Genomic DNA, 25,531 nt, shown 5'->3' with positions numbered 1-25,531 from the left:
GTCCCCCCGGCCCGTACGTCCTGGCGCGAAGGTGGAACCCTCTGTGAAGGCCATCCGCAGATTCACCGTCCGACCCGTCCTGCCTCAAGCCCTGCATCCGCTCAGCGAACTGGCGCGCAACCTGCGCTGGTCCTGGCACGCGGAGACCCGTGACCTCTTCCAGTCGGTCGACCCCGAGCGCTGGGCCTCGTCCGGCGGCGACCCCGTGCGCCTCCTCGGTTCCGTCCCCACCCGGCGCCTCGCCGAACTCGCCGAGGACCGGCGCTTCCTGCGCCGGCTGACCGCCGCCGCCGACGACCTGCGCGACTACGTCGGCGGCGACCGCTGGTACCAGGCCCAGGCACAGACCTCCGAACTCCCGGCCGCCGTCGCCTACTTCTCGCCCGAGTTCGGCATCACGGCCGCGCTGCCGCAGTACTCCGGCGGCCTCGGCATCCTCGCCGGCGACCATCTGAAGTCCGCCAGCGACCTCGGCGTCCCGCTGATCGGCGTCGGACTGCTCTACCGGCACGGCTACTTCCGGCAGTCCCTGTCCCGCGACGGCTGGCAGCAGGAGCACTACCCGGTGCTCGACCCGCACGAACTGCCCCTGGTGCCGCTCCAGGAGGCCGACGGCTCGGCCGCCCAGGTCGGCCTGGCCCTGCCCGGCGGCCGCCGGCTGCACGCCCGGATCTGGCAGGCCCAGGTGGGCCGGGTGCCGCTGCTGCTGCTCGACTCCGATGTCGAGGACAACGCCATCGGCGAACGCGGGGTGACCGACCGGCTGTACGGCGGCGGCAGCGAACACCGGCTCCTGCAGGAGATGCTGCTCGGCATAGGAGGTGTGCGGGCCGTACGCGCGTACTGCCGTCTCACCGGCCACCCCGGGCCCGAGGTCTTCCACACCAACGAGGGCCACGCCGGCTTCCTCGGCCTGGAACGCATCGCCGAACTCGGCGCCGAGGGGCTGGACTTCGACGCCGGTCTGGAGGCGGTCCGCGCCGGCACGGTCTTCACCACCCACACCCCCGTCCCCGCCGGCATCGACCGCTTCGACCGCGAACTGGTCGCCCGCCACTTCGGCCCCGACGCCGAGCTCCCGCGCATCGACGTGGGCCGCATCCTGGGGCTCGGCATGGAGACGTACCCCGGCGGCGACCCGAACGTCTTCAACATGGCGGTGATGGGGCTCCGGCTCGCCCAGCGCGCCAACGGCGTCTCCCTGCTGCACGGACAGGTCAGCCGGCAGATGTTCTCCGGGCTGTGGCCGGGCTTCGACCCGGACGAGGTGCCCATCACCTCCGTCACCAACGGCGTGCACGCCCCGACCTGGGTGGCCCCGGAGGTGTTCCGTCTCGGCGCCCGGCAGATCGGCGCCGAACGGACCGAGGACGCCATGAGCGTCGGCGGCTCGGAGCGCTGGGACGCCGTCGGCGACATCCCCGACCAGGACATCTGGGAACTCCGCCGCGATCTGCGCGAACAACTGGTCGTCGAGGTGCGCGAGCGGCTGCACGCCTCCTGGCGGCAGCGCGGCGCCGGCACCGCCGAACTCGGCTGGATCGACGGCGTCCTCGACCCGGACGTCCTGACCATCGGTTTCGCCCGCCGCGTCCCCTCCTACAAGCGCCTCACGCTGATGCTGCGCGACCAGGACCGCCTCACGGACCTGCTGCTCCACCCGGAGCGGCCGGTGCAGATCGTGATCGCGGGCAAGGCGCATCCGGCGGACGACGGCGGCAAACGCCTGATCCAGGAACTGGTGCGGTTCGCGGACGACCCGCGCGTCCGCCACCGGATCGTGTTCCTGCCCGACTACGGCATGGCGATGGCGCAGAAGCTGTACCCCGGCTGCGACGTCTGGCTGAACAACCCGCTGCGCCCGCTGGAGGCGTGCGGTACGTCCGGCATGAAGGCCGCGCTGAACGGCTGTCTCAATCTGTCCGTCCTGGACGGCTGGTGGGACGAATGGTTCCGGCCGGACTTCGGCTGGGCGATCCCCACGGCGGACGGCACGGCGACGGACGAGGACCAGGACCACCGGGACGACGTGGAGGCGGCGGCCCTGTACGAGCTGCTGGAGCAGCGGGTCGCGCCGCGCTTCTACGAGCGCGGGCAGGGCGGTCTGCCCGACCGCTGGATCGCGATGGTCCGCGAGACCCTGACCCACCTGGGCCCGAAGGTGCTGGCGGGCCGCATGGTCCGCGAGTACGTCGAGCGCCTGTACGCCCCGGCCGCCCGCGCCCACCGCGCGCTGGTCCCGGACGCGGCCCGTGAGCTGTCCGAGTGGAAGGCACGGGTGCGGGGCGCCTGGCACCGGGTGGGCGTGGACCATGTGGAGACCTCGGCGGCGCCGGCCGGCACGGCGGCCGAGCTGGGCGCGACGCTGGTGCTGCGCGTGCGGGTGGGCCTCGGCGAACTGGTCCCGGACGACGTCGAGGTCCAGGCGGTCTCCGGCCGCGTCGACTCCGACGACCGCATCACGGACGCCACGTACGTCCCGCTGAAGCCGGTGAACGGCCCCGACGAGGAGGGCCGCTGGGTCTACGAGGGCCCCCTGTCCCTCGACCGCACCGGCGCCTTCGGCTACACGGTCCGCATCCTCCCGTCCCACCGCCTGACGGCCTCCACCGCCGAACTGGGCCTGGTGACGGTGCCCTCGGAGGAACTGGGGGAGGGGGCGGGGGTGCTGCTGCGGTAGGGGCGCCCTGGTGGCCGCGTCCCGTACGGGGGTGACCTGTGCGGGGCGCCGCGTCAGCCCTTCGGCTCCTCCACCAGCCGCCGCAGCACCACCCCGCACCGCCGCGCATAAGCATGCTGCAGCCCCCGGGTCGCAGCCCCGCCCGCCCGGGCGTACCACTTCGTGGCCCGGCTGAAGGCCGAGACGGTGAGCCAGACCGTGCCGTCCCCCGTGCGGTCGACCACGAAGGCCTCCTCGCCGGATTCCGGGTGGCCCGGCAGCGTGCCGTACGCCCAGCCCTTGCGGCGGGGCTCGTCGAGTGTGTAGACGACGCGGCAGGGGGCCTTGATCACGCCGCCGAGGGTGACCGTCACGTCGACGCCGGGGGCCGCCTCGGGGGCGGAGGTGTGGATGCCGACGCCCAGCGCGCGGTGCATCTCCCAGGTGCGTACGGCGTGCGCGGCCCGCTCGAACACGTCCGTGCCCTCGCCTATGCGGGAGCGGACGTGGAGGCGGTTGAAGTCGGGCGGGCAGTGACCCTCGCGGGTCGCGCCGACCGCTTCGTAGGTGAAGGGGCCCTCGGGGAGCGGGCCATGGGTTGCGGGCATGGCGCAAAGCCTAGGGCGGTACCCGGCGTCGCCTTCTCGCCGGGTACCGCCCCGTCACCTATACCTGCACCACCACGTCAGGTCAGGCGTTGACGTTGACCGCCGCCCACGCCGCGTTCACCGCCGCGTACTCGGCGCTGGAGGCGCCGTACAGGGAGGAGGCCGCGTTCAGGGTCGCCGTGCGGGCGCCCTTGTAGTTGGTCGTCGAGGTCATGTACGTGCTCAGCGCCTTGTACCAGATCTGGATGGCCTTGGCGCGGCCGATGCCGGTGATCGTGGCACCGTTGGAGGTGGGCGAGTTGTACGAGACGCCGTTGATGGTCTTGGCGCCGCTGCCCTCGCTCAGCAGGTAGAAGAAGTGGTTCGCCGGGCCCGACGAGTAGTGGACGTCCAGGCTGCCGAGGGACGAGGACCAGTAGTTGGCCGAGTCGCCGTCCTTGCTGGGCTGGTCCATGTAGCGCAGCGGGGTGCCGTTGCCGTTGATGTCGATCTTCTCGCCGATGAGGTAGTCACCGGGGTCGCTGGCGTTGGCCGCGTAGAACTCGACCGCCGTGCCGAAGATGTCGGAGGTGGCCTCGTTCAGGCCGCCGGACTCGCCCGAGTAGTTCAGGCGGGCGGTGTTGGCGGTCAGGCCGTGGCTCATCTCGTGCCCGGCCACGTCCAGCGAGGTGAGCGGCTTGGTGTTGCTCGTGCCGTCGCCGTAGGTCATGCAGAAGCAGCTGTCGTCCCAGAAGGCGTTGACGTACGCGTTGCCGTAGTGGACCCGGGAGTACGCGGCGACGCCGTTGTTCTTGATGCCGTTGCGGCCGAGGACGTTCTTGTAGAAGTCCCAGGTGACCTGGGCGCCGTAGTGGGCGTCCACGGCGGCGTTCTGGTCGGTCGAGGAGCTGGAGATGCTGCCGGTGCCCCAGACGTCGTCGGCGTCGGTGAAGAGCGTGCCGGTCGACGAGGAGGTGGAGCGGGCCTTGTTGTACGTCTTGTGGCCGCCGCGGCCGGCGTCCGTCAGGTTGTACGTCGAGCCCGACAGGGTCGTGCCGAGGGTGACCGAGCCGTTGTACTTGCTCTTGCCGGAGCCCGTCTGGACGGCCTCCCACTCGTACAGCTTCTTGCCGGTCTCCGCGTCGGTGATCACGTGGAGCTGCTGCGGGGTGCCGTCGTGCTGGAAGCCGCCGACGACCGTCTCGTAGGCGAGCGCGGGCTTGCCGCTCGCCGCCCAGACGACCTTGCGCGGGGCCTGGTCGGCCGCGGTCTCGGCGGAGCCCTCGGCCTTGGCGGCCTTCAGCGCCTGCTTCTCGGCGGTGGCCTTGGTGACGTCCGCGGTGAGGTCGGCGACCTTGACGGTGGCCTTGGTCGCTCTGGTGACGCTCTTGACGGCGCCGGTCCTGGACGCGTGGACGACCAGGTCGCCGCCGAGGACCGGGAGTCCGCCGAAGGTGCGCTCGTAGCGCGTGTGGACCGTGCCGTCGGCGTCCTTGATGACGTCGCGGACGACCAGTTCCTCCTTGGCGCCGAGACCTATCTCGTCGGCGGTCTCGGTCGTGGCCGCGTCCGCCTTCTTGATCAGGGCGGTGCGCGCGGCGGGGGTGAGCGCGACCGGGGCACCGGCGGGCCTGGCCTTGTCCGCGACGGGCGCGGGCTGGGCGGTGGCGCCCGTGGTCAGTCCGGTGGTCAGCAGCGCACCTGCGGCGACGGCGGTGGCGATGGCCAGCGTGGTGCGACGGCGACGCGCGTAGAACGGAGTCACTCATGCTCCTTGGTGGGGGAGGCCGGACGGCATGGGGCTGTCGTCCGGCGAACTGAAGTTACGAGTGCGGCGGGTGGGTGAAGCGTGCCAGTACGGCGCGTACATGTCAGGAGGGCAAAGTGATGTTGGCCGAAAATCAACGGTCCGGAAATATTGCGGCCATGTAAAACCGCTCTGACCACGGCAAAGGCGCCACCAAGGCGCGGCAAAGCGGCCCCCGGGGAACGGCAAAGAAGGCGCCGCCCCGGGGAGTCGGATCCCCCGGGGCGGCGCCCTGTCACCTCATGCTCGCGACGGCCCCCGTGGACGAGGAGCCCTGCCGCGTCCTACGGGAACGTCAGCTTCCAGCTGTTGATGTAGCCGGTGTCGCGGGCCGCGTTGTCCTGGACCCGCAACTGCCACACACCGTTGGCGACTTCGGACGACGCGTTCACGGTGTACGTGGTGTTGATGTTGTCGGTGCTCCCGCCGGTGCCGTACGCCTTCAGCGTGTACGCCGTGCCGTCGGGGGCGACCAGCTGGACCTGGAGGTCACCGATGTAGGTGTGGACGATGTCCACGGCGACCGCGAGGTTCGAGGGAGCGTTGCCGGTCCGGCCGGAGACGGTGATCGGCGAGGTGACCGCCGCGCCGTTGTCCGGAATCGATACGTCGGCCGTGTTCTCGAACGACGTACCGCCGCCCCCGCCGCCGCCGGGACGCGAGCCCACGTTGATGCCGGCCCACGCGTTCTGCACCGCCGTGTACTCGGCGGACGTGGTGCCGTACAGCTCACCGGCGACCGCGAGCGTGCCGGTGCGGGCCCCCGCGTAGTTGGTCGTCGACGTGAACTTCGTGGTCAGCGCCTTGAACCAGATCTGCTCCGCCTTGGCGCGGCCGATGCCCGTCACCGGGAGGCCGTCCGAGGTGGGCGAGTCGTAGTTCACGCCGTTGATGGTCTTGGCGCCGCTGCCCTCGGAGAGGAGGTAGAAGAAGTGGTTGGCGGGGCCCGACGAGTAGTGCACGTCGATGTTGCCGATGCCCGAGTACCAGGCGTCCTTGGACGAGCCGTCCTTGCTCGGCTTGTCCATGTACCGCAACGGCGTGCCGTTGCCGTTGATGTTGATCTCCTCGCCGATGAGGTAGTCACCGACGTCGGAGGAGTTCGCCGCGTAGAACTCGACCGTGGAGCCGAAGATGTCCGAGGTGGCCTCGTTCAGACCGCCGGACTCGCCCGAGTAGTTCAGCCCGGCCGTGTTGGACGTCAGGCCGTGGGTCATCTCGTGCGCGGCCACGTCGATCGACGTCAGCGGGTTGGCGTTGCCCGAGCCGTCGCCGTACGTCATGCAGAAGCAGGCGTCCTGCCAGAACGCGTTCACGTAGTTGTTGCCGTAGTGCACGCGCGAGTAGGCGCCGACGCCGTCACCGCGGATGCCGTTGCGGCCGTGCACGTTCTTGTAGTAGTCCCAGGTCAGTGCCGCGCCGTAGTGCGCGTCGGCGCCGGCCGACTCCAGGTTCGACGGGGTGCCGTTGCCCCAGACGTCGTCGGGGCCGGAGAACAGGGTCCCGGTGCCGGAGGTGCCGCGGTTGAGGTTGTACGTCTTGTGGCCGCCGCGCGCGCCGTCGGTCAGGTTGAACGTCGAACCGGACTGCGTGGTCGTGAGGTTGACCTGGCCGCTGTAGACCGTGTTGCCTGTCCCGGTCTCGACCGCCTCCCACTCGTACAGCTTCGCGCCGCTGGTGGCGTCGGTGATGACGTGCAGCTCCTGCGGGGTGCCGTCGTGCTGGAAACCGCCGACGACCGTCTCGTAGGCGAGGACGGGCTTGCCGCTCGCGGCCCAGACGACCTTGCGGGGCGCGCGGTTGACCTCGGGGCTCTTGGCCTTCTCCGCCTTCGCGGCACCGAGTGCCTGCTTCTCGGCTTTGGCCTTGGTCACGGTGGGCGTCAGCGACGACACCGCGATCTTCGCCTTGGTGGCCCTGACGACGCTCTTGGTGGCGCCCGCCTTCGAGGTCTTGACGACGAGGTCGCCGCCGAGGACTGGGAGGCCGTCGTAGGTCCGCTCGTACCGCGTGTGCACGGTGCCGTCGCGGTCCTTGACCACGTCACGGACGACGAGCTTCTCCTTGGCGCCGAGGTCCAGCTTCCCGGCCGTCTCCGCCTTCGTGGCGTTGGCCTCGCGTATCAGCTCGGCCCGCTGGGCGGGGGTGAGCTTCATCGAGACCGCGCCCGGGTTGGCCTTGCCCGCCGCCGACGGTGCCTTCTCCGGGGCGGCGGACGCGGCGCCCGACTGGACGGCCGCGGCCAGCAGGGCGGTGACGGCGACGAGCGCGCCGGCGGCCGCGCGCCGACGGGTGCTGTGGCCGAAAGTGTTACCGGTGTGGGAGGTGCGTCTGTGGGACTGGCGTCTCAACACTGACTCCTTCTGCATGGCCGCGGATGGCGCGGCCAGGGGAGACCGGACGGCTGGTGGCCGCCCGGGCAGAACAAGGTGAGAACTGGTGAACGCTTAAACCACATGTGTGGGGGGTGCTCCCGCGGCACGGCCGGTCCCGCTGTGAGGTTGCTGTGTCGCGGTTGTGGGCAGAGTGGCAGGAGACCGAGGCTCCTGTCAGGAGCGCGTCAAGAAGTTGGCCGGAAATCGTCCGTTGCCCGGTTGGTCATGTTCGCTATACGGACTGTTCGCCCTATGTCGTGCGAGGAGCTCCGGCGCCTCGGCGGCCGTGCCCCCTTTCAGCCGTCACGACTCCCCCTCCCCGTGCCACCGCCGCCACAGCGCCGCGTACGCGCCCTCGGCCGCCACCAGCTCCTCGTGCGTGCCGAGTTCGGTGAGCAGACCGTTCTCCATGACGGCCACGCGGTCCGCGTCGTGCGCGGTGTGGAGGCGGTGGGCGATGGCGATGACCGTACGGCCGTGCAGGACGGCGGCGAGGGCGCGTTCGGTGTGGCGGGCGGTGGTGGGGTCCAGCAGGGCGGTGGCCTCGTCGAGGATGAGGGTGTGCGGGTCGGCGAGGACCACCCGGGCGAGCGCCAGCTGCTGGGCCTGGGCGGCGTCCGGGCGGCGGCCGCCCTCGCCGAGGCGGGTGTCGAGGCCGTCGGGAAGGTCGCGCACCCAGGCGTCCGCGCCCACGGCCGACAGCGCCGCCCACACCTGCGCGTCCGTGGCCGCCGGTTCGGCGATCAGCAGGTTGTCGCGGACCGTGCCCAGGAAGACGTGGTGCTCCTGGGTGACCAGCACCACCTGGCGGCGCAGGCGTTCGGGGCCGAGGTCCACGACGGGAACCCCGCCGACCGTCACCGAGCCCTCCGTGGGCGCGTCGATGCCGGCCAGGAGGCGGCTCAGGGTCGTCTTCCCGGCGCCCGACGGGCCGACCACCGCGAGCCGTTCGCCGGGGCGGACCGTCAGATCCACGCCCCGCAGCACCTCACCGCCCCGGTCGTACGCGTAGCGGACCCCCGTCACGTCGATACGGTCGTCCGCCGGCTCCGGGGTCCCGGCGGACCCGGCGCGCGGGGCACCGGCCAGCCCCTCCACCCGGGCGAACGACGCCCCGCTGCTCTGCAGCAGCTCCACCCGCATCAGGATCTCGTCGAGCGGACCGGCCAGTTGCTGCAGATACAGGGCCGCCGACACCACCGCCCCCAGGCTGACCGAACCGCGCGCCAGCAGCGCCCCGCCGAGCAGGAGGACCAGCACCTGCGGCACGAAGTACGAGACCTCCACCCCGGGGAAGAACACCGTGCGCAGGAAGAGGGTGTGGAACCGGCGCCGCCGCGAGACCTCCAGCGCGTCCCGGCTCGCGGTGATCCGGCGGCGCTCCAGCCGCAGCGCCTCCACCGTACGAGCCCCCGACGCGGTCGCCGCGACGATCTCCGCGACCTCCGAACCGGCCGCGCCCTCCGCGAGATACCCGGTGCGCGCCCGGCGCAGATACCAGCGCAGCACCACCGCGATACTGCCGAGACCGGACAGCGCGCACAGCCCGAGCAGCGGGTCCAGCGCGAACACCGCGCCGATCAGGAACACCGCCTGCACCGAGTTGATCAGCAGCTCGGGCCCCACGTCCCGCAGCGTCCTGCCGACCGCGTCCACGTCCGCCGTGCCGCGCGCCGTCAGATCACCGGTCCCCGCCCGCTCCACCACCGACGCCGGCAAGGCCAGCGTCCGGTCCACGAACTCCTCCCGCACCCGCGCCAGCGTCCGCTCCCCGAACCGGTGCCCCACGTACCGGGCCCAGCGCGCCAGCAGCAACTGCGCCGCCGCGCACAGCAGGATCGCCGCCGCCAGCCGGTCCACGACCGCGACACCGCCCCCGCCGCCGCGCACCTCGTCGATGATGCGGCCCAGCAGCCACGGCCCGGCCAGCCCCAGCGCGGCCGCGGCCCCGTTCAGCCCCAGCACGGCCAGGAACGCCCGCCCGTCGGCCCGCACCAGCCGTACGGTGGCGCGCCGTACGGCGGCCCGGTCGGCGACGGGCAGCCGGCCCGCGGCAGGGGGTGTGAGTTCCGTGGTCACCGCAGGGCCTCCTCGACCGCGCTCTCGTCGGCGTCCCCCTCTTCCCCCGCGTCCCGCGCCACCAGCGCCCGGTATCCCGGCTCGGCGTCCAGGAGTTCACGGTGGGTGCCACGGGCGGCGACCTTGCCGTCGACCAGGTGCAGGACGGTGTCCGCGTGGTCCAGGACCAGGGGCGAGGTGCTGGTGACCAGGGTCGTACGGCCCGCCCGGGCGGTCCGCAGCCGCTGCGCGACCCGCGCCTCGGTGTGCGCGTCGAGCGCCGACGTCGGCTCGACGGCGAGCAGGATCTCGGGATCGGCCACCAGCGCCCGCGCCAGCCGGACCCGCTGGCGCTGACCGCCGGAGAGGTTCCCGCCCCGCGCGTCGACGGCCGCGTCCAGACCGTCCGTCAGGCCCTGGATGATGTCCTCGGCCACCGCCGCGTGCAACGCCCGCGCGGCCGTGGCGTCGTCGATGTCGCCGTGCCCGCCGAGCAGGTCCCGCAGCCGGCCCGCGAACAGGTCCGCCTCGTGGTCGGCGACCAGGATCCGCGCGCGGACCTGCGCCAGCGGGATCGCGTCGAGCGGCGTGTCGCCCCAGGTCACCGCCGTCGGCGCGTACCGGCCGAGCCGGTCCACCACCGCCGCCGCGTCGGCCGGCCGGTCGGCGGCCAGCGCGACCAGGCGCCCCGGCGGCACCCGTACCCCCGACACGGGGTCGTGCAGCGCCGAGGGCTCGGCGGGCGCGTCCGTGGTGCCGTGGTCCGGCAGCGGCTCCAGGGCGAGGAAGCGGATGACGCGCCGCGCGGCCACCACCCCGCGGCTGACCTCGTACCCCCAGTCGACGAAGTACGACACCGGCCGCACCAGCACGGTGACGTACCCGTACACCGCCACCAGCTCGCCGACCGTGATGGCCCCCTGCGCGGCGAGCCGGGCCGCGAGCCAGGTCACCACCGCGAGGAAGACCGTCGGCAACCCCACCCCGACCGCCTGCATCCAGCTGGTCACCGCGCCCACCCGGTAGCCCTGCGCCCGCAGCCGCTGCGAGTCCCGGTGGAACGCGTCGGCGACCAGCCCCTTGCCGCCGAGCCCGTTGAGCACCCGCAGGCCGCCCGCGAGGTCCGCGATCCGCGCGGTCAGCACGCCCTGCCGCTCCCGGTACTCCGACTCCGTGCCCTGCAGCCGCCGCATCAGCGGACCCACGATCACCGCGATCAGCGGCATCCCCAGCAGCACCACCCCGGCGACGGGCAGGGACACCGACACCAGCAGCCCCGCGACCACCAGGTACGCGGCGAGCGCACCGGCCCCCGGCCCGATGACCGTCAGCGAGGAGGAGATCGTCTGGACGTCGCCCACGCCGATCGTGACGACCTCCCCGGCGCCGACCCGGCGCGGCAGCGCCGCCCCCAGCCGGACCGCGTGCGCCATCACCACCTTCACCGTGCGGAAGTTGGCGTCCATCCGCACCCGGGTCATCGTGCGGTGGCGCATGATGCTGAGCCAGGCGTTGAAGGCGCCCACCCCGAACAGCGCGGCCGTCCAGCCGGCCAGCGCCGACCGGTCACCGGGTTCCAGCCCCTCGTCGATCACGCGGGAGAGCAGATAGGGGGTGGCTGCCAGCAGCACCATCCACACACAGGAGATCAGCGAGCCGAGCGCGGAACGGCCCGCCTGCCGCTTGACCAGCCACCACAGATACCGGGCACCGCCCCGGCGGTCGGGCGTGCCGGGGTCCTCGTACGCGTCGATCATCGGCCCCCGATTCGTGTGGATCCGTGCGGTTGGGTGAGTTCCTCGGGCGCTGCTACGCCAGGCTGTCCTGCCAGGCCCGGTGCAGGTCCGCGAACCGGCCGGTGCCCGCGATCAGCTCCGCCGGCGTGCCGTCCTCCACGATCCGGCCGTGCTCCATCACCAGGACGCGGTCGGCGATCTCGACCGTGGACAGCCGGTGGGCGATCACCACGGCCGTACGGCCGCGCAGGACCGTGGACATGGCGCGCTGGACCGCGCGTTCGCCCGGGACGTCGAGCGAACTGGTCGCCTCGTCCAGGATGAGGACGGCCGGGTCGGCCAGCAACGCCCGTGCGAACGCCACGAGCTGGCGCTGTCCGGCGGAGATACGGCCACCGCGCTTGCGTACGTCGGTGTCGTAGCCGTCGGGCAGGGCGGCGATGAAGTCGTGGGCGCCGATGGCCTTCGCGGCATGCTCGATCTCCTCGCGGCCGGCGTCGGGGCGGCCGATGGCGATGTTCTCGGCGACCGTGCCGGAGAACAGGAACGACTCCTGCGTCACCATGATCACCCCGCGCCGCAGTTCGGGCACCGGGAGGTCGCGCAGGTCGACGCCGTCGAGGAGGACCCGCCCGGACGAGGGGTCGTAGAAGCGGGCCACCAGCTTGGCCAGGGTCGACTTGCCGGCGCCGGTGGACCCGACGACCGCCACCGTGCTGCCCGCCGCGAGGGTGAGGCCGAAGCAAGGCAGGATCTCGCCGCCGGTGCGGTAGGCGAACCGCACGTCGTCGAAGACGACCTCGCGGCCCGGCATGTCACGGGACGCCGCCGGCAGCTCCTTCGGCGCGGCGGGCTCGGGCACCGACGGGGCCTGGGCCAGCAGACCGGCGATCTTCTCCAGCGAGGCCGCCGCCGACTGGTACGAGTTGAGGAACATGCCCAGCCGGTCGATCGGGTCGTACAGCCGCCGCAGATACAGCACGGCCGCCGCCAGCACGCCCAGCGCCAGCGTCTGCGAGGCCACCCGGTACGCGCCCCACAGCACGATCGCCGCGACCGTGACGTTGGCGACGACACGGGAGCACACCACATAGCGGGCCATCTCCAGGATCGCGTCGCCGTTCCTGCGCTCGTGGAGCCGGTTCAGGGCCGCGAACTCCTCGTCGTTCGCGGCCTCGCGGCGGAACGCCCGCACCGGCCGGATGCCGTTCATCGTCTCCGCGAACTTCACGATCACCGCGGCGATCGCGGTGGACCTAGCCGTGTAGACGCCGGCCGCGCGCCGCCGGTAGGACCGCACGAACCCGTACAGCGGCACGAACGACGCCAGCGCGGCCGCGCCCAGCCCGAGGTCCAGCCAGAGCAGCATGGCCGAGATGTAGACGGAGGCGAGGATCACGCCGATGAGTTCCTGCAGCCCCTCGTCGAGGAGTTCGCGCAGCGATTCGACGTCCGTGGTGGAGCGGGAGATGAGCCGGCCCGAGGTGTACCGCTCGTGGAAGTCGATGCTCAGGGCCTGCGCGTGGCGGAAGATCCGGCCGCGCAGATCCAGCAGCACGTCCTGGTTGACCCGCGCGGACGCCCCGATGAACGCGAACTGCAGCCCGCCGGCCGCCAGCGCGCACGCCAGGTACCCGGCCGCCACCGCGATCAGCGGCCCCTGCCGGCCATCCCGGAGCGCGGGCACGGCACTGTCGATGGCGTACGCCACCAGCAGCGGGCCCGCCTGCACCGCCGCCTGCTGGAGCAGGAGCAGCACGCTCGCGACGATCACGCGGGTGCGCATCGGCGCGAGCAGGGAGCGCAGCAGCGCGAGGGTGGCGCCCGGGGGAGTGGGCAGGTCGTCGTGGTCGAACGGGTCGTCGGCGGACGCCTCGCGAGGGGCGGCGGACAGGTCGCCGCCGGCCGTGCCCTGCGGCTCCTCGTCCGGTTCCCTGTCCGGCGCGGTGGTCGTGGGCGCCGTCATCGCTGGTCCTCCTCGGTCCCGGACATCAGATGGGCGTACTCGGCGTTCGTACGCAGCAGTTCCTGGTGGGTGCCGACCGCGGCGATCCGGCCGCCGGAGAGCAGGGCCACGCGGTCGGCGAGCAGCACCGTCGACGGGCGGTGCGCCACGATCAGGGCGGTCGTCTCCGCGAGCACGCGGCGCAGCGCGGCCTCCACCGCGGCCTCCGTGTGCACGTCGAGCGCCGACAGCGGGTCGTCCAGCACCAGGAAGCGGGGGCGGCCGACCACGGCCCGCGCCAGCGCGAGGCGCTGCCGCTGGCCGCCCGAGAGGCTCAGGCCCTGCTCGCCGACCTGGGTGGCGGTGCCCTGGGGGAGCGCGTGCGCGAACTCCGCCTGGGCGATGGCCAGGGCGCGGTCCAGCTCGGCCTCGCCCGCGCCCGGGCGGGCGCCCATCAGGACGTTCTCACCGACGGTCGCCGAGAAGAGGGTGGGCTCCTCGAAGGCGACGGCCACCTTCGCGCGCAGTTCCTCGCGGGACATCGCGGTGATGTCCTCGCCGTCCAGCGTGATGCGGCCGGAGGTGACCTCGTGGAGGCGGGGGACGAGCGCGGTCAGGGTGGTCTTCCCGGAGCCGGTGGCCCCGACCAGGGCCATCGACTCGCCGGGGCGGATGTGGAGGTCGACACGGTCGAGGGTCGGCGCGGTGCCGGGACCGGCGTCGGGGTACCGGAAGGTGACGCGGTGGAACCGCAGCCCGCCGCCCGGGGCCCCGGCGGACCCGTCCGCCGAAGTCGCCGAACGCACCCGCCCGTCGGACCGTGCGGACCGCCGGCCATCGGAAGCGGAAGCGGAAGCGGGAGCGGGGTCGGGGACGGAGGCGGGGGCGGCCGAGGCGGCCGCCGCGCCGACGGTGGCAGCGGCGTCCGCTGGGGCGGGGGCGCCCGCCGTGGTGCCGGTGCCGGAAGCGGCGGTCGGCCTCGCGACGTCGGCAGTACCGCGGCCGGTAGTCGCGACGTCGGCCGCCCCGACACCCGCAGCCGCGCCCGCCATGACAGCGATGTCGGCGTCCGTGGAAGCCGGGGGCCCCGACTCCGCCGTCGACTCCGGCTTCTCGTCCATCACCTCGAAATACCGTTCCGTCGCCGTCGCCGCCTCCTGGCTCATCGCCAGCAGGAAGCCGATCGAGTCGACGGGCCAGCGCAGCGCGAGGGCCGTGGACAGGAACGCCACCAGCGTGCCCGCCGACAGGACGCCGTCCGCGACCTGGACGACACCGAGGACGAGGGCCGCCCCGATCGCCAACTCGGGAAGCGTGATGATGACGCCCCAGATCACCGACAGCAGACGGGCCTTGCGCAGCTCGGTGCCGCGCAGGGTCCGGGACAGCTCCCGGAAGGCGCGGGCCTGGCTGCGATGACGCCCGAACCCCTTGATGATGCGGATCCCGAGGACGCTCTCCTCGACGACCGTGGTGAGGTCGCCCACCTGGTCCTGGGCCAGACGCGCGACCTCGGAGTACTTCCGCTCGAAGATCACGCAGGTGACCATCACGGGAATCGCCGGACCCAGGATGACCAGCCCGAGCGTCCAGTCCTGAACCAGCATGATGATCACGCCGACCACGATGGTCACCGCGTTGACCAGCAGGAACGTCAGCGGGAAGGCGAGGAACATCCGCAGCAGCATCAGGTCCGTCGTGCCGCGCGAGAGCAGCTGCCCGGAGGCCCAGCGGTCGTGGAAGGCGACCGGCAGGCGCTGCAGATGACGGTAGAGGTCCGCCCGCATCGACGCCTCGACCCCGGCGAGGGGCCGCGCCACCAGCCAGCGCCGCAACCCGAACAGCAGCGCCTCGGCCAGACCGAGCAGCAGCAGGTACAGCGCCCCGAGCCACACACCCGCCGGGTCCCGGTCCGCGACCGGCCCGTCGACCATCCACTTCAGCACCAGCGGGATGACCAGGCCCACGCAGGAGGCGACTATCGCGACGAGCGCGGCCACCGACAGCCGCGCCCGCACCGGCCGCACGTACGGCCACAGCCGCAGCAGCGTGCGTACGACGGACCGGCCCTCGGCCTTCTCGGGCGCCTTCGCCCTCTCGAAGTCCTCGGGTTCGGGAACCGTCTCGGGTTCCAGGGGCTGGTCGGGTTCCTCGGCGGTTGCACGTGTCGTGGCCATCAGCAGCGAGCCTACGGATCGCCACTGACAACGCCCACCGAGTTTTGGCCGGACCGCCCTCGGCCGTGCGACCTACGACCCACGCGGTCCCGGAGGCGAAAGGCGGGACCAGCGGGGTCGTAGCGGCCCATCGACCGATCGGTTGATGCCCGTTCGAGCGCGATGGCCGATGCGCGCACCCGCGCGCGGCCGGGATTCTCGACACATGCCACACACGTCGTCCACATCCGTCATCGAGGTCACCGGCCTGCGCAAGGCATACGGCGGCCGCAACGTCGTCGACGGGGTCTCCTTCAGCGTCGCGGAGGGCGAGATCTTCGGGATCCTCGGCCCCAACGGCGCCGGCAAGACCACCACCGTCGAGTGTGTCGAGGGCCTGCGGGTGCCCGACGCGGGCCGGGTCCGGATCGCCGGCCTCGACCCCGTCGCCGAGCACGAGGCCACCCGCCGGGTGCTCGGCGCGCAGCTCCAGGAGAGCGAGCTGCAGGCCAAGCTCACCGTCCGCGAGGCGCTGGAGCTGTACGCCTCCTTCTATCCCGACCCGGCGGACTGGCGGACCCTGGCCGAACGCCTCGGCCTGACCGCCCGGCTCGGCACCCGGTTCGCCAAGCTCTCCGGCGGGCAGAAGCAGCGGCTGTTCATCGCGCTCGCGCTCATCGGCAACCCCCGGATCGTCGTCCTGGACGAGCTGACCACCGGCCTGGACCCGCGCGCCCGCCGGGACACCTGGGAGCTGATCGAGGACATCCGCGCGGGCGGGATGACGGTCCTGCTCGTCACCCACTTCATGGAGGAGGCACAGCGGCTGTGCGACCGGATCGCCGTGATCGACCAGGGGCGGATCGCCGCCCTGGACACCCCGGCCGGACTCGTCCGGCGCTCGGCGGGCGCCACCGTCATCAGCTTCACGCCCTCCGCCCCGCTGGACGACCGTGACCTGAACGCGCTCCCCGCGCTCTCGGCGATCGCGCACAAGGACGGCCGGCTCACCCTCTCCGGCACCGACGAGACGGTGAACGCCGTGCTCACCCTCCTCGCCCGCACGCACATCACCGCCCACCAGCTCCGGGTCGCCGACGCCACCCTGGACGACGCCTTCCTCGACCTGACGACGGCGGACACGAAGGGCGCCCCGCCTCCCGCCCCGACGACCGGCGCCGAGGCCGACACGGGCACCGGCACCCAGGAGGCCGCCGTATGAGCACCACCCTCGTCAACACCGCCGTCCTGCGGAGCGAGACCCGCCTCCTGCGCCGGGAACCCGGCAGCCTCTTCTGGATGCTGGGATTCCCCACCCTCCTGCTGGTGATCCTCGGCTCGATCCCGTCCCTGCGCGAGGCCGACCCGGACTTCGGCGGACTGCGCCCGGTCGACGGCTACGTCCCCGTGGCCGTGCTGCTCGGCCTGATCGTCGGCGGGCTGCAGGCCATGCCGCAGACCCTGACCGGCTACCGCGAACGCGGTGTGCTGCGCCGGATGTCCACGACCCCGGTCCGGCCCGCCTCCCTGCTGTCCGCCCAGATGCTCCTGTACGGGGGCGGAGCGCTGCTCTCGGCGCTGCTCGTCCTCGCCGTCGGCAGGCTCGCCTTCGACGTGCGGCTGCCCGAACAGCCCCTCGGCTACGCGCTCGCCCTGCTCCTGGCCGTCCTCGCGGCCCTCGCGCTGGGCGCCGTGATCTCCGCGCTGTCCCGCACCGCGAAGATCTCGGCGGCGATCGGCTCCGCCGTGTTCTTCCCGGCGATGTTCTGCGCGGGCGTGTGGATGCCGGTGCAGACCATGCCCGACGTCCTGGCCCGGTGCGTCGGCTACACCCCGTTCGGCGCCGCCGCGCAGGCCCTGAACGAGGCGGCGGCCGGTCACTGGCCCGGCTGGGACCACCTCGGCGTCCTCGCCCTGTGGACGGCGCTGCTCACCTTCGCCGCCTCGCGCTGGTTCCGGTGGGAGTAGGCGCGCGGCCGTGCAGACTGGGCGGATGAACGCGGCGGACCGGCAGATCGAGCGGCGATGGGACCAGTTCCACACCTGGGGGCCCTACGGGCTGCTCGGCGTCGGCACCGTCCTCGCTGCCGCCACCGGCGAACTCATCACCGGCGCCACCGAGTGGTACGCCGCCGGGGCCCTGGTCGTGGCCGCCGTGGCGCTCCAGCTGTGGTGGCACGGCACTCCCCCTCGCCAGACCGCCCGCGGACGGCGGACCCCGTCCCCGGCCGGGACGGTCTACTACGTCGTCCGCTGGGCCCTCGCCTTCGCCCTGACCTGGATCAACCCGTTCTTCGCGTTCTACGCCGCCACCGGCTACATGGACGCCGACGAGCTGATCCCGGCCAGGTGGCGACGGCTCGGGCTGTTCGCCAGCGCGGTCACCGTGGCGGGCGCGCAGTCCAGCGGGCTGCCGGCCGGCCCCGTCCACTGGATCGCCTTCGCCGCTCTCCTGGCCGCCAACTCCGTCCTGCAGATGGTCGTCGCCCATCTCACCGAACAGGAGGACGAGCGGGCCCGCGAGCGCACCGCGACCATCGCCGAACTCGAACGCACCAACACCGCCCTGCAGCAGGCCCTCGACGAGAACGCCGCCCTGCACGCCCAGCTCCTCGTCCAGGCACGGGAGGCCGGGGTCGCCGACGAGCGCCGGCGGCTGGCCGCCGAGATCCACGACACCATCGCCCAGGGCCTGACCGGCATCATCGCCCAGCTCCAGGTCGTCGCGAACGCCCCCGACCCGGAGACCGCCCGCGTCCACCTCGCCCGCGCCGGCGACCTGGCCCGCCACAGCCTCGGCGAGGCCCGCCGCTCCGTGCACAACCTCGCCCCCGTCGCCCTGGAGCACGACGGCCTGCCCGAGGCCCTGAAGAAGACGGTCGCCGAGTGGGCCGAACGGACAGGCACCCGCGCCGAGTTCACGGCCACCGGGCGGGTCGAGCCCCTCCACGAGGAGGTCTCGGCGACCCTCCTGCGCATCGCCCAGGAAGCCCTGTCGAACACGGCCCGGCACGCCCGCGCCCGTCGCGTCGGCGTCACCCTCACCTTCCTCGGCGAGGAGGTCATCCTCGACATCCGCGACGACGGCCGCGGCTTCGACCCGCTCGCCGTCCCCGCCCGCACCCGGGCCGGCGGCTTCGGTCTCGACGGCATGCGGATCCGCGCCGAACGCATCGCCGGCACCCTCACCGTCGAGTCCGAACCGGGTCACGGCACGGCCCTGTCGGCTCGCGTACCGTTGGTCCGCCATGACTGACGAGGCGTATCCGCACCCGCACCCGCATCCACAGCCGCACCCGCACCCGCACCCGCACCCGCATCCACAGCAGCCCATCTCCCTGCTGATCGTCGACGACCATCCCGTCGTACGGGACGGTCTGCGCGGCATGTTCGAGTCCGCGCCCGGCTTCCGCGTCCTCGGCGAGGCGGCGAACGGGACGGAGGCGGTCGACCTGACCGCCGCCCTGGACCCGGACGTCGTCCTGATGGACCTGCGGATGCCGGGCGGCGGGGGAGTGGACGCCATCCGCGAACTGACCCGCCGCGCCGCCCGTGCGAAGATCCTCGTCCTCACCACCTACGACACCGACTCCGACACCCTCCCGGCCATCGAGGCGGGCGCGACGGGCTATCTGCTGAAGGACGCCCCGCGCGAGGAGCTGTTCACCGCGGTCCGCGCGGCGGCCGAGGGCCGCACCGTGCTCTCCCCGGCCGTCGCCTCCCGGCTGGTGACGGCGGTCCGCACCCCGCGCACCCCCGGCAGCGAACCCCTCTCCGCCCGCGAGCGCGAGGTGCTGGCCCTGGTGGCCAGGGGCACCGCCAACCGGGAGATCGCCCGTGAACTCTTCATCAGCGAGGCGACCGTCAAGACCCATCTCACCCATCTCTACGCCAAGCTGGGCGTCAAGGACCGGGCCGCCGCGGTGGCCACGGCCTACGAACGGGGCATCCTCGGCTGACGCCGGGCACCGGACCACTCACCCCAGCACCCGCAGCAGCAGCACGCACCGCCCCGGCACGGCCACCTCCGCCCCCGCCTCGTGCACCTCGCCCACCGGCTCCCCCTGTTCCTCCCGCGAGGTGTCGACCACCACCTCGTACCGCTGCGCCCAGGGCGCGCCCGGCAGGACGAAGCCGGCCGGGCGGTCGCCGGCGTGCAGGACGATGAGGAAACTGTCGTCGAGGATCGGGGTGCCCCGGGCGTCGCGGCCGGGGATGTCCCGGCCGGAGAGGTACATCCCGAGGGTCGCGGCCGGCGCGTACCAGTCCCGTTCGGTCATCTCGTTGCCGCGTGCCGTGAACCAGGCCAGGTCCCGCAGTCCGTCCGCCGAGTGGGCCCGGCCGGAGAAGAACGCCCGGCGGCGCAGCACCGGATGCGCCTGGCGCAGCGCGATCAGGCGGGAGGTGAGGTCGAAGAGGGCCTTCCAGGCGGGGTCCTCCAGCAGGCTCCAGTCGATCCAGCTGATCTCGTTGTCCTGGCAGTAGGCGTTGTTGTTGCCCCCCTGCGTGCGGCCCAGCTCGTCGCCGGCGACCAGCATCGGCACGCCCGTGGACAGCAGCAGCGTCGTCAGCAGGTTCCGCAACTGCCGTCGCCGCAGGGCCCGTACGCCCTCGTCGTCCGTCTCGCCCTCGGCTCCGCAGTTCCAGGACCGGTTGTCGTCCGAGCCGTCCCGGTTCCCCTCCCCGTTCGCCTCGTTGTGCTTGCGCTCGTACGACACCAGGTCGCGGAGCGTGAAACCGTCGTGCGCGGTGATGAAGTTGACCGAGGCGTACGGCCGGCGGCCGCCCCAGGCGTACAGGTCGCTCGACCCCGACAGCCGGTAGCCGAGGTCCCGTACGTCCGGCAGGGCGCCCCGCCAGAAGTCCCGGACCGCGCCCCGGTAGCGGTCGTTCCACTCCGTCCACAGGGGCGGGAAGGCACCCACCTGGTAGCCGCCCGAGCCCACGTCCCACGGCTCGGCGATCAGCTTCACCCGCCGCAGCACCGGGTCCTGGGCGATGACGGCGAGGAACGGGGAGAGCATGTCGACGTCGTGCATGGAACGGGCGAGGGCCGCCGCCAGATCGAAACGGAAGCCGTCCACCCCCATCTCCGTCACCCAGTACCGCAGCGAGTCGGTGATCAGCCGCAGCACGTGCGGCTGGACCACGTGCAGCGTGTTCCCGCAGCCCGTGTAGTCCGCGTAGCGCCGCGCGTCGCTCTGCAGGCGGTAGTAGCCCCGGTTGTCGATGCCGCGCAGCGACAGGCTCGGACCGCGTTCGTCGGCCTCGGCCGTGTGGTTGTAGACCACGTCGAGGACGACCTCGATGCCGGCCGCGTGCAGCGCCCGCACCATCCGCCGGAACTCTCCGACCTGCTGCCCGGCCGTGCCCGAGGAGGAGTACGCCGCGTGCGGGGCGAAGTAGCCCACCGAGTTGTAGCCCCAGTAGTTGCGCATGCCCCGGCGCAGCAGATGGTCCTCGTGGGCGAACTGGTGGACGGGCAGCAGCTCCACCGCCGTCACCCCCAGCTTCACCAGGTGCTCGATCGCGGCGGGGTGCGCGAGACCGGCGTACGTGCCGCGCAGCTCCTCGGGGACGCCGGGATGGGTCATGGTGAAGCCGCGTACGTGCAGTTCGTAGATGACCGAGTCCGCCCAGGGCGTCTTCGGGCGGCGGTCGTCGCTCCATTCGTCGTCGGGGGTGTCGTCGTGCACGACCACGCCCTTCGGGACGTGCGGCGCCGAGTCCCGCTCGTCGCGCACGGTGTCGGCGACATGCTGCTCGGGCCAGTCCCGCACGTGCGCGTACACCTCCGGCGGCAGACCGAACTCCCCGTCCACGGCACGCGCGTACGGGTCCAGGAGGAGCTTCGCCGGGTTCCAGCGGGCGCCGGTCCACGGGTCCCAGCGGCCGTGCACGCGGTAGCCGTACCGCTGACCGGGCAGGACACCGGGCACGAAGCCGTGCCAGATCTCGTGCGTCAGCTCCGTCAGCCGCAGGCGGGTCTCCTCGCCCGCCGCGGAGAACAGACACAGCTCGACGGCCTCCGCCCCGCCGGCCCACAGCGCGAAGTTGGTGCCCGCGACCCCGTCGGGGCCCACCCGGAACCGCGCGCCGAGCGGCGTCGGCGCCCCCGGCCACACGGGCCTGGTCCCCGGTGACGGCTCCTCGCGACGGCCCCCGTTCAGCACGACGGCACCCCGCGCGGCCGGCACCCCGCGCGTCCCCGTCACTTCCTCCTGCTCGGCTGCGCTCGACACCTCTGGCCTCCCGCGGCTCGGTGGGCGACGGGCAGGGGGAGCCGGCCGTCCCCGCGCCGCTCCCCGTCTCGTCGTCCTCCCAAGTGTTCTGCCCAGAGCACGCCTCGCACTCACGTTTCCCGGGGGCGTGCGCCGTCGTTGGGCCGCACGTGAACCACGCACAGACGCACGCGCGCCGCGCCGTGGCCGCCCTGGCCGCCGCGCTCACCTGGGCGGCCCTGCTGGCCGGGGCCGCCGGATGCACCACCGGGCCGCCGCTGACCAGCGGAAAGGCGCCCGGCGACACGATCAGGGTCACTCCGGAGGACGGCAGCAAGGGCGTGCGCCCGGAGCAACGTCTCGAAGTGCGGGTGCCCAGCGGGCGCCTGGAGTCCGTCAAGGTGGTGAAGTCGCAGGACGCGCAGGAGTCGCCCGTGCCGGGCCGGATGTCCGCCGACGGGCTGACCTGGCGCCCCACCGGCTCACCGAAGCTCGCGCTGGCCGCCCGGTACACCGTCGACGCGGTCGCCCTCGACGGCCACGGCCGCCGCTCGGCCCGGCACGTCACCTTCACGACCCACGTCCCCGACGAGCGCTTCATCGCCTACGTCACGCCCGAGAACCGGGCCACCGTCGGCACCGGGATGATCGTCTCCCTGGAGTTCAACCGGGAGATCGAGGACCGCGCGGCCGTCGAACGCGCCGTGGACGTGACCGCCGAACCCGCCGTCGAGGTCCGCCCGCACTGGTTCGGCCGGGGGCGCCTGGACTTCCGTCCCGAGACGTACTGGAGGCCCGGCACCCGCGTCACCGTCGGCCTGCGGCTGCGGGACGTCGAGGGCGCGCCCGGCGTCTACGGCCAGCAGGACCGGACGTTCTCCTTCACCGTCGGCCGGCACCAGGTCAGCGTGGTCGACGCGGCACGGCACACCATGCGCGTGGAACGCGCCGACGGTGTGCTCGCCACGCTGCCCGTCACGGCCGGGGCGCCGAGGACGACGACGTACAACGGGAAGATGGTCGTCACCGAGATGCTGGAGGTGACCCGGATGAACGGCGCCACCGTCGGCTTCCGCAAGGCCGACGGCAAGGGCGAGTACGACATCCCGGACGTCCCGCACGCCATGCGCCTCACCACCTCGGGCACCTTCCTGCACGGCAACTACTGGGCCCCGGACGCCTTCGGCCGGGCCAACGTCAGCCACGGCTGCGTCGGCCTGCGCGATGTGAAGGGCGGCGATTCCGGCACGCCCGCGGGCTGGTTCTTCGACCGCAGTCTCGTCGGGGACGTCGTCGAGGTCGTCAACAGTACGGACAAACAGGTCGCTCCGGACAATGGTCTCGGAGGGTGGAACATGGGGTGGAAGGAATGGAAAGCGGGTGCCGCGGTGAAGTAGACGGACAAAGCCCGGACTTGGGGGGTGCGCGCGTGATCATTGAAGTTGGGACTGAACGGTGACATACACCGAGGCCAAATCGTCCCGATCATCTGGTTAATGTACGAGCGTACGCGCGCTCTGCGCGTAGGGGTGCGGGCCTGATCAGGCCGTGCGAGGGGAGAACAGAGAGTTGAACGGGCGACCGATATCGGGGGCGTCGGTTGGCGCGCGGACGCGGCGGCGCAAGGGGGCCCTGGCGGTGCTGCCGGTCCTGATGCTGCTCGCGGTCACCGCGTGCGGCGGGGGCGGGGGTTCGGACACCGGCTCCGACGGCGACAAGGGGAAGGGCTCCGACAGGACCGCCTCCGACAAGGCGGCGGCCACCGGCGCCTCGGAGGCCGTGGTCTCCATCGCGCCGAAGAACGGCGCCGACTCCGTGGCCACCAGCGGTGCCCTCAAGGTGAGCGCCACCAAGGGCAAGCTGTCCGAGGTCACGGTCGAGAACGACAAGGGCGAGAAGATCGCCGGCGAGATATCCGGCGACGGCGCCAGCTGGACGCCGTCGATCCACCTCAACTCGGCCACCGAGTACAAGGTGCACGCCGTCGCGAAGGACTCCGAGGGGCGCGAGGCGGCCGAGGACTCGTCCTTCACCACGCTGACCCCGAAGAACACCTTCGTGGGCATCTTCACCCCCGAGGACGGCTCGAAGGTCGGCGTCGGCATGCCGTTCTCGATCCGCTTCACCCGGGGCATCACGGCCCCCGAGGACGTCGAGAAGGCCATCACCATCAAGACCGAGCCGCCCGTCGACGTCGAGGGCCACTGGTTCGGCAACGACCGCCTCGACTTCCGCCCGGAGAAGTACTGGAAGGCCGGCACGAAGGTAACCGTCGACCTCAACCTCGACGGCGTCGAGGGCCGTGACGGCGTCTACGGCGAGCAGAGCAAGAAGGTCTCCTTCACCATCGGCCGCAGCCAGGTCTCCGTGGTCGACGTCAAGAAGCTCACCATGAAGGTGAAGCGCGACGGCAAGGTCATCAAGACCATCCCGGTCACCACCGGCAAGCCCGGCATGGAGACCTGGAACGGTCAGATGGTCATCAGCGAGCGCCTGCGCGTGACCCGGATGAACGGTGAGACGGTCGGCTACGGCGGCGAGTACGACATCAAGGACGTGCCGGACGCGATGCGCCTGACCAACTCGGGCACCTTCATCCACGGCAACTACTGGGGCGGCGACGCCTTCGGCAACTACAACGCCAGCCACGGCTGCATCGGTCTGCGCGACACCCGCGGCGGCTACGACCGCAAGGCGCCCGGCGGCTGGTTCTTCGACCACTCCATGGTCGGCGACGTCGTGGTCGTGAAGAACTCCAACGACCGGACCGTGGACCCCGACAACGGCTACAACGGCTGGAACATGGCCTGGGACAAGTGGAAGGCGTAGGCGCCCGCGCCTGACGGCCCCTCCCGACGCACGGCCCCGGTGTGATGTACGGCACCGGGGCCGTTGCCGTTAGTCGCCGTTAACCTGCCCTCATGACTGTGCATCTCGAAGTCGCCGAGGGCGTCGGCACCATCCGCCTCGACCGGCCGCCCATGAACGCCCTGGACATCGCCACCCAGGACCGCCTCAAGGAACTCGCCGAGGAGGCCACGCGCCGCGACGACGTCCGCGCGGTGGTGATCTACGGCGGCGAGAAGGTCTTCGCGGCCGGCGCCGACATCAAGGAGATGCAGGACATGGACCACGCGGCGATGGTCGCGAGGTCCCGCGCCCTGCAGGACTCCTTCAGCGCCGTGGCCCGGATCCCCAAGCCGGTCGTCGCGGCCGTCACCGGCTACGCCCTGGGCGGCGGCTGCGAGCTGGCGCTGTGCGCGGACTACCGGATCGCCGGGGAGAACGCGAAGCTCGGCCAGCCGGAGATCCTGCTCGGCGTGATCCCGGGCGCGGGCGGCACCCAGCGGCTGGCCCGCCTCGTCGGCCCCTCCAAGGCCAAGGACCTCATCTTCACCGGCCGGATGGTCAAGGCGGACGAGGCCCTCACCCTCGGCCTGGTCGACCGGGTCGTCCCGGCGGACGAGGTGTACACCGCCGCGCACGCGTGGGCCGCCCGGCTGGCGAAGGGGCCGGCCATCGCGCTGCGGGCCGCCAAGGAGTCGATCGACGCGGGTCTGGAGACCGACCTGGAGACCGGACTCGCCATCGAGCGGAACTGGTTCGCGGGGCTGTTCGCCACGGAGGACCGCGAGCGCGGGATGCGCAGCTTCGTGGAGGAGGGCCCGGGCAAGGCCAAGTTCGTCTGATCACGAGAGCGAAGGCGAGGGCGAAGGCGAGGGCGAAAGCCAGGGCGAAGGCCAGCGCGAAAGCGAGGGCGAAAGCCAGGGTGAGGGCGAGCGGGCCGGGGTCCGGGGCTTCCGGAATTCGGCCCGCGCATTCCGTCGACGGGCTTGCAGGTGACGCCATGTCCGACCCGTGTCCCCCGAAGGGGCGGTGTCTCCGAGCCTTAAGGCAGCCTTAAGAGAACCTTGCCCAACGCTCGCGCCGTTGACCGAAGTTCAGGGTGTTCACGCAGGTCGGACAGGCTTTCTCGGGCAGTTGACT

General features: G+C 72.4%; 16 protein-coding genes. 8 read left to right on the top strand and 8 right to left on the bottom strand.

What is annotated here, in order from left to right:
- Positions 1-43 precede the first annotated feature (43 nt).
- A complete protein-coding gene (locus PYR72_RS16315) occupies positions 44-2,680 on the top strand; it encodes a glycosyltransferase family 1 protein (protein ID WP_275456023.1) in 2,637 nt (878 codons plus the stop codon).
- Between the two features lie 53 nt (positions 2,681-2,733).
- On the opposite strand, the gene PYR72_RS16310 is transcribed toward PYR72_RS16315, so the two are convergent.
- The 7 genes from PYR72_RS16310 to PYR72_RS16280 form a co-directional block, all read right to left on the bottom strand.
- Positions 2,734-3,267: a DUF1990 domain-containing protein gene (locus PYR72_RS16310; RefSeq protein WP_275456022.1), complete on the bottom strand. Its 534-nt coding sequence runs from the start codon at positions 3,265-3,267 to the stop codon at positions 2,734-2,736.
- Positions 3,268-3,349: 82 nt separating this feature from the next.
- Positions 3,350-5,011, bottom strand: a complete 1,662-nt coding sequence (locus tag PYR72_RS16305; protein WP_275456021.1) for a M4 family metallopeptidase — start codon at positions 5,009-5,011, stop codon at positions 3,350-3,352.
- Between the two features lie 326 nt (positions 5,012-5,337).
- Positions 5,338-7,422: a M4 family metallopeptidase gene (locus PYR72_RS16300; RefSeq protein WP_275456020.1), complete on the bottom strand. Its 2,085-nt coding sequence runs from the start codon at positions 7,420-7,422 to the stop codon at positions 5,338-5,340.
- A 309-nt stretch (positions 7,423-7,731) separates the two neighbouring features.
- Positions 7,732-9,507 carry an ABC transporter ATP-binding protein gene (locus PYR72_RS16295; protein ID WP_275456019.1) on the bottom strand — a complete coding sequence of 592 codons (1,776 nt, stop codon included), beginning with the start codon at positions 9,505-9,507 and terminating at the stop codon, positions 7,732-7,734.
- On the bottom strand, positions 9,504-11,243 hold the full coding sequence (locus PYR72_RS16290; protein ID WP_275456018.1) for an ABC transporter ATP-binding protein: 1,740 nt from the start codon (positions 11,241-11,243) through the stop codon (positions 9,504-9,506). The genes PYR72_RS16295 and PYR72_RS16290 overlap by 4 nt, the downstream gene beginning before the upstream one ends.
- Positions 11,244-11,295: 52 nt before the next feature.
- A complete protein-coding gene (locus tag PYR72_RS16285; protein WP_275456017.1) occupies positions 11,296-13,188 on the bottom strand; it encodes an ABC transporter ATP-binding protein in 1,893 nt (630 codons plus the stop codon).
- The gene (locus tag PYR72_RS16280; RefSeq protein WP_275456016.1) at positions 13,185-15,344 is read right to left on the bottom strand and encodes an ABC transporter ATP-binding protein; all 2,160 of its coding nucleotides are present in this window, start codon (positions 15,342-15,344) and stop codon (positions 13,185-13,187) included. Before PYR72_RS16280 ends, PYR72_RS16285 begins: the two co-directional genes overlap by 4 nt.
- A gap of 205 nt (positions 15,345-15,549) precedes the next feature.
- Here PYR72_RS16280 and PYR72_RS16275 point away from each other — a divergent pair, with 205 nt between their 5' ends.
- From PYR72_RS16275 to PYR72_RS16260, 4 genes are read left to right on the top strand one after another with little or no spacing between them, the layout of a single operon-like run.
- Positions 15,550-16,545 carry an ABC transporter ATP-binding protein gene (locus PYR72_RS16275; protein WP_275456015.1) on the top strand — a complete coding sequence of 332 codons (996 nt, stop codon included), beginning with the start codon at positions 15,550-15,552 and terminating at the stop codon, positions 16,543-16,545.
- The gene (locus tag PYR72_RS16270) at positions 16,542-17,291 is read left to right on the top strand and encodes an ABC transporter permease (RefSeq protein ID WP_275456014.1); all 750 of its coding nucleotides are present in this window, start codon (positions 16,542-16,544) and stop codon (positions 17,289-17,291) included. The genes PYR72_RS16275 and PYR72_RS16270 overlap by 4 nt, the downstream gene beginning before the upstream one ends.
- 25 nt (positions 17,292-17,316) lie before the next feature.
- Positions 17,317-18,579: a sensor histidine kinase gene (locus PYR72_RS16265; RefSeq protein ID WP_275456013.1), complete on the top strand. Its 1,263-nt coding sequence runs from the start codon at positions 17,317-17,319 to the stop codon at positions 18,577-18,579.
- The gene (locus tag PYR72_RS16260) at positions 18,572-19,282 is read left to right on the top strand and encodes a response regulator transcription factor (RefSeq protein WP_275456012.1); all 711 of its coding nucleotides are present in this window, start codon (positions 18,572-18,574) and stop codon (positions 19,280-19,282) included. Before PYR72_RS16265 ends, PYR72_RS16260 begins: the two co-directional genes overlap by 8 nt.
- An 18-nt stretch (positions 19,283-19,300) precedes the next feature.
- Here PYR72_RS16260 and glgX read toward each other — a convergent pair whose 3' ends face one another.
- Entirely contained in the window at positions 19,301-21,565 is a 2,265-nt protein-coding gene (gene glgX, locus PYR72_RS16255; protein ID WP_275456011.1) for a glycogen debranching protein GlgX, read from the bottom strand.
- 149 nt (positions 21,566-21,714) lie between these two features.
- On the opposite strand from glgX, the gene PYR72_RS16250 reads away from it, so the two are divergent.
- The 3 genes from PYR72_RS16250 to PYR72_RS16240 all read left to right on the top strand — a co-directional run bounded on the left by PYR72_RS16250 (position 21,715) and on the right by PYR72_RS16240 (position 25,233).
- Positions 21,715-22,941 (top strand): Ig-like domain-containing protein, encoded by a 1,227-nt coding sequence (locus PYR72_RS16250; RefSeq protein WP_275456010.1) that lies wholly within the window; start codon positions 21,715-21,717, stop codon positions 22,939-22,941.
- A 172-nt stretch (positions 22,942-23,113) separates the two neighbouring features.
- Entirely contained in the window at positions 23,114-24,373 is a 1,260-nt protein-coding gene (locus PYR72_RS16245; protein WP_275456009.1) for an Ig-like domain-containing protein, read from the top strand.
- Between the two features lie 92 nt (positions 24,374-24,465).
- Positions 24,466-25,233, top strand: coding sequence for an enoyl-CoA hydratase-related protein (locus PYR72_RS16240; protein ID WP_275456008.1), 768 nt, complete (start codon positions 24,466-24,468; stop codon positions 25,231-25,233).
- Positions 25,234-25,531 lie beyond the last annotated feature (298 nt).

Source organism: Streptomyces sp. VNUA24, from assembly GCF_029167005.1.
In the GTDB taxonomy this organism is placed as follows: domain Bacteria; phylum Actinomycetota; class Actinomycetes; order Streptomycetales; family Streptomycetaceae; genus Streptomyces; species Streptomyces scabiei.
Note: the sequence above shows the minus strand (reverse complement) of the source record. Positions and strands in the feature narration are given on the sequence as shown.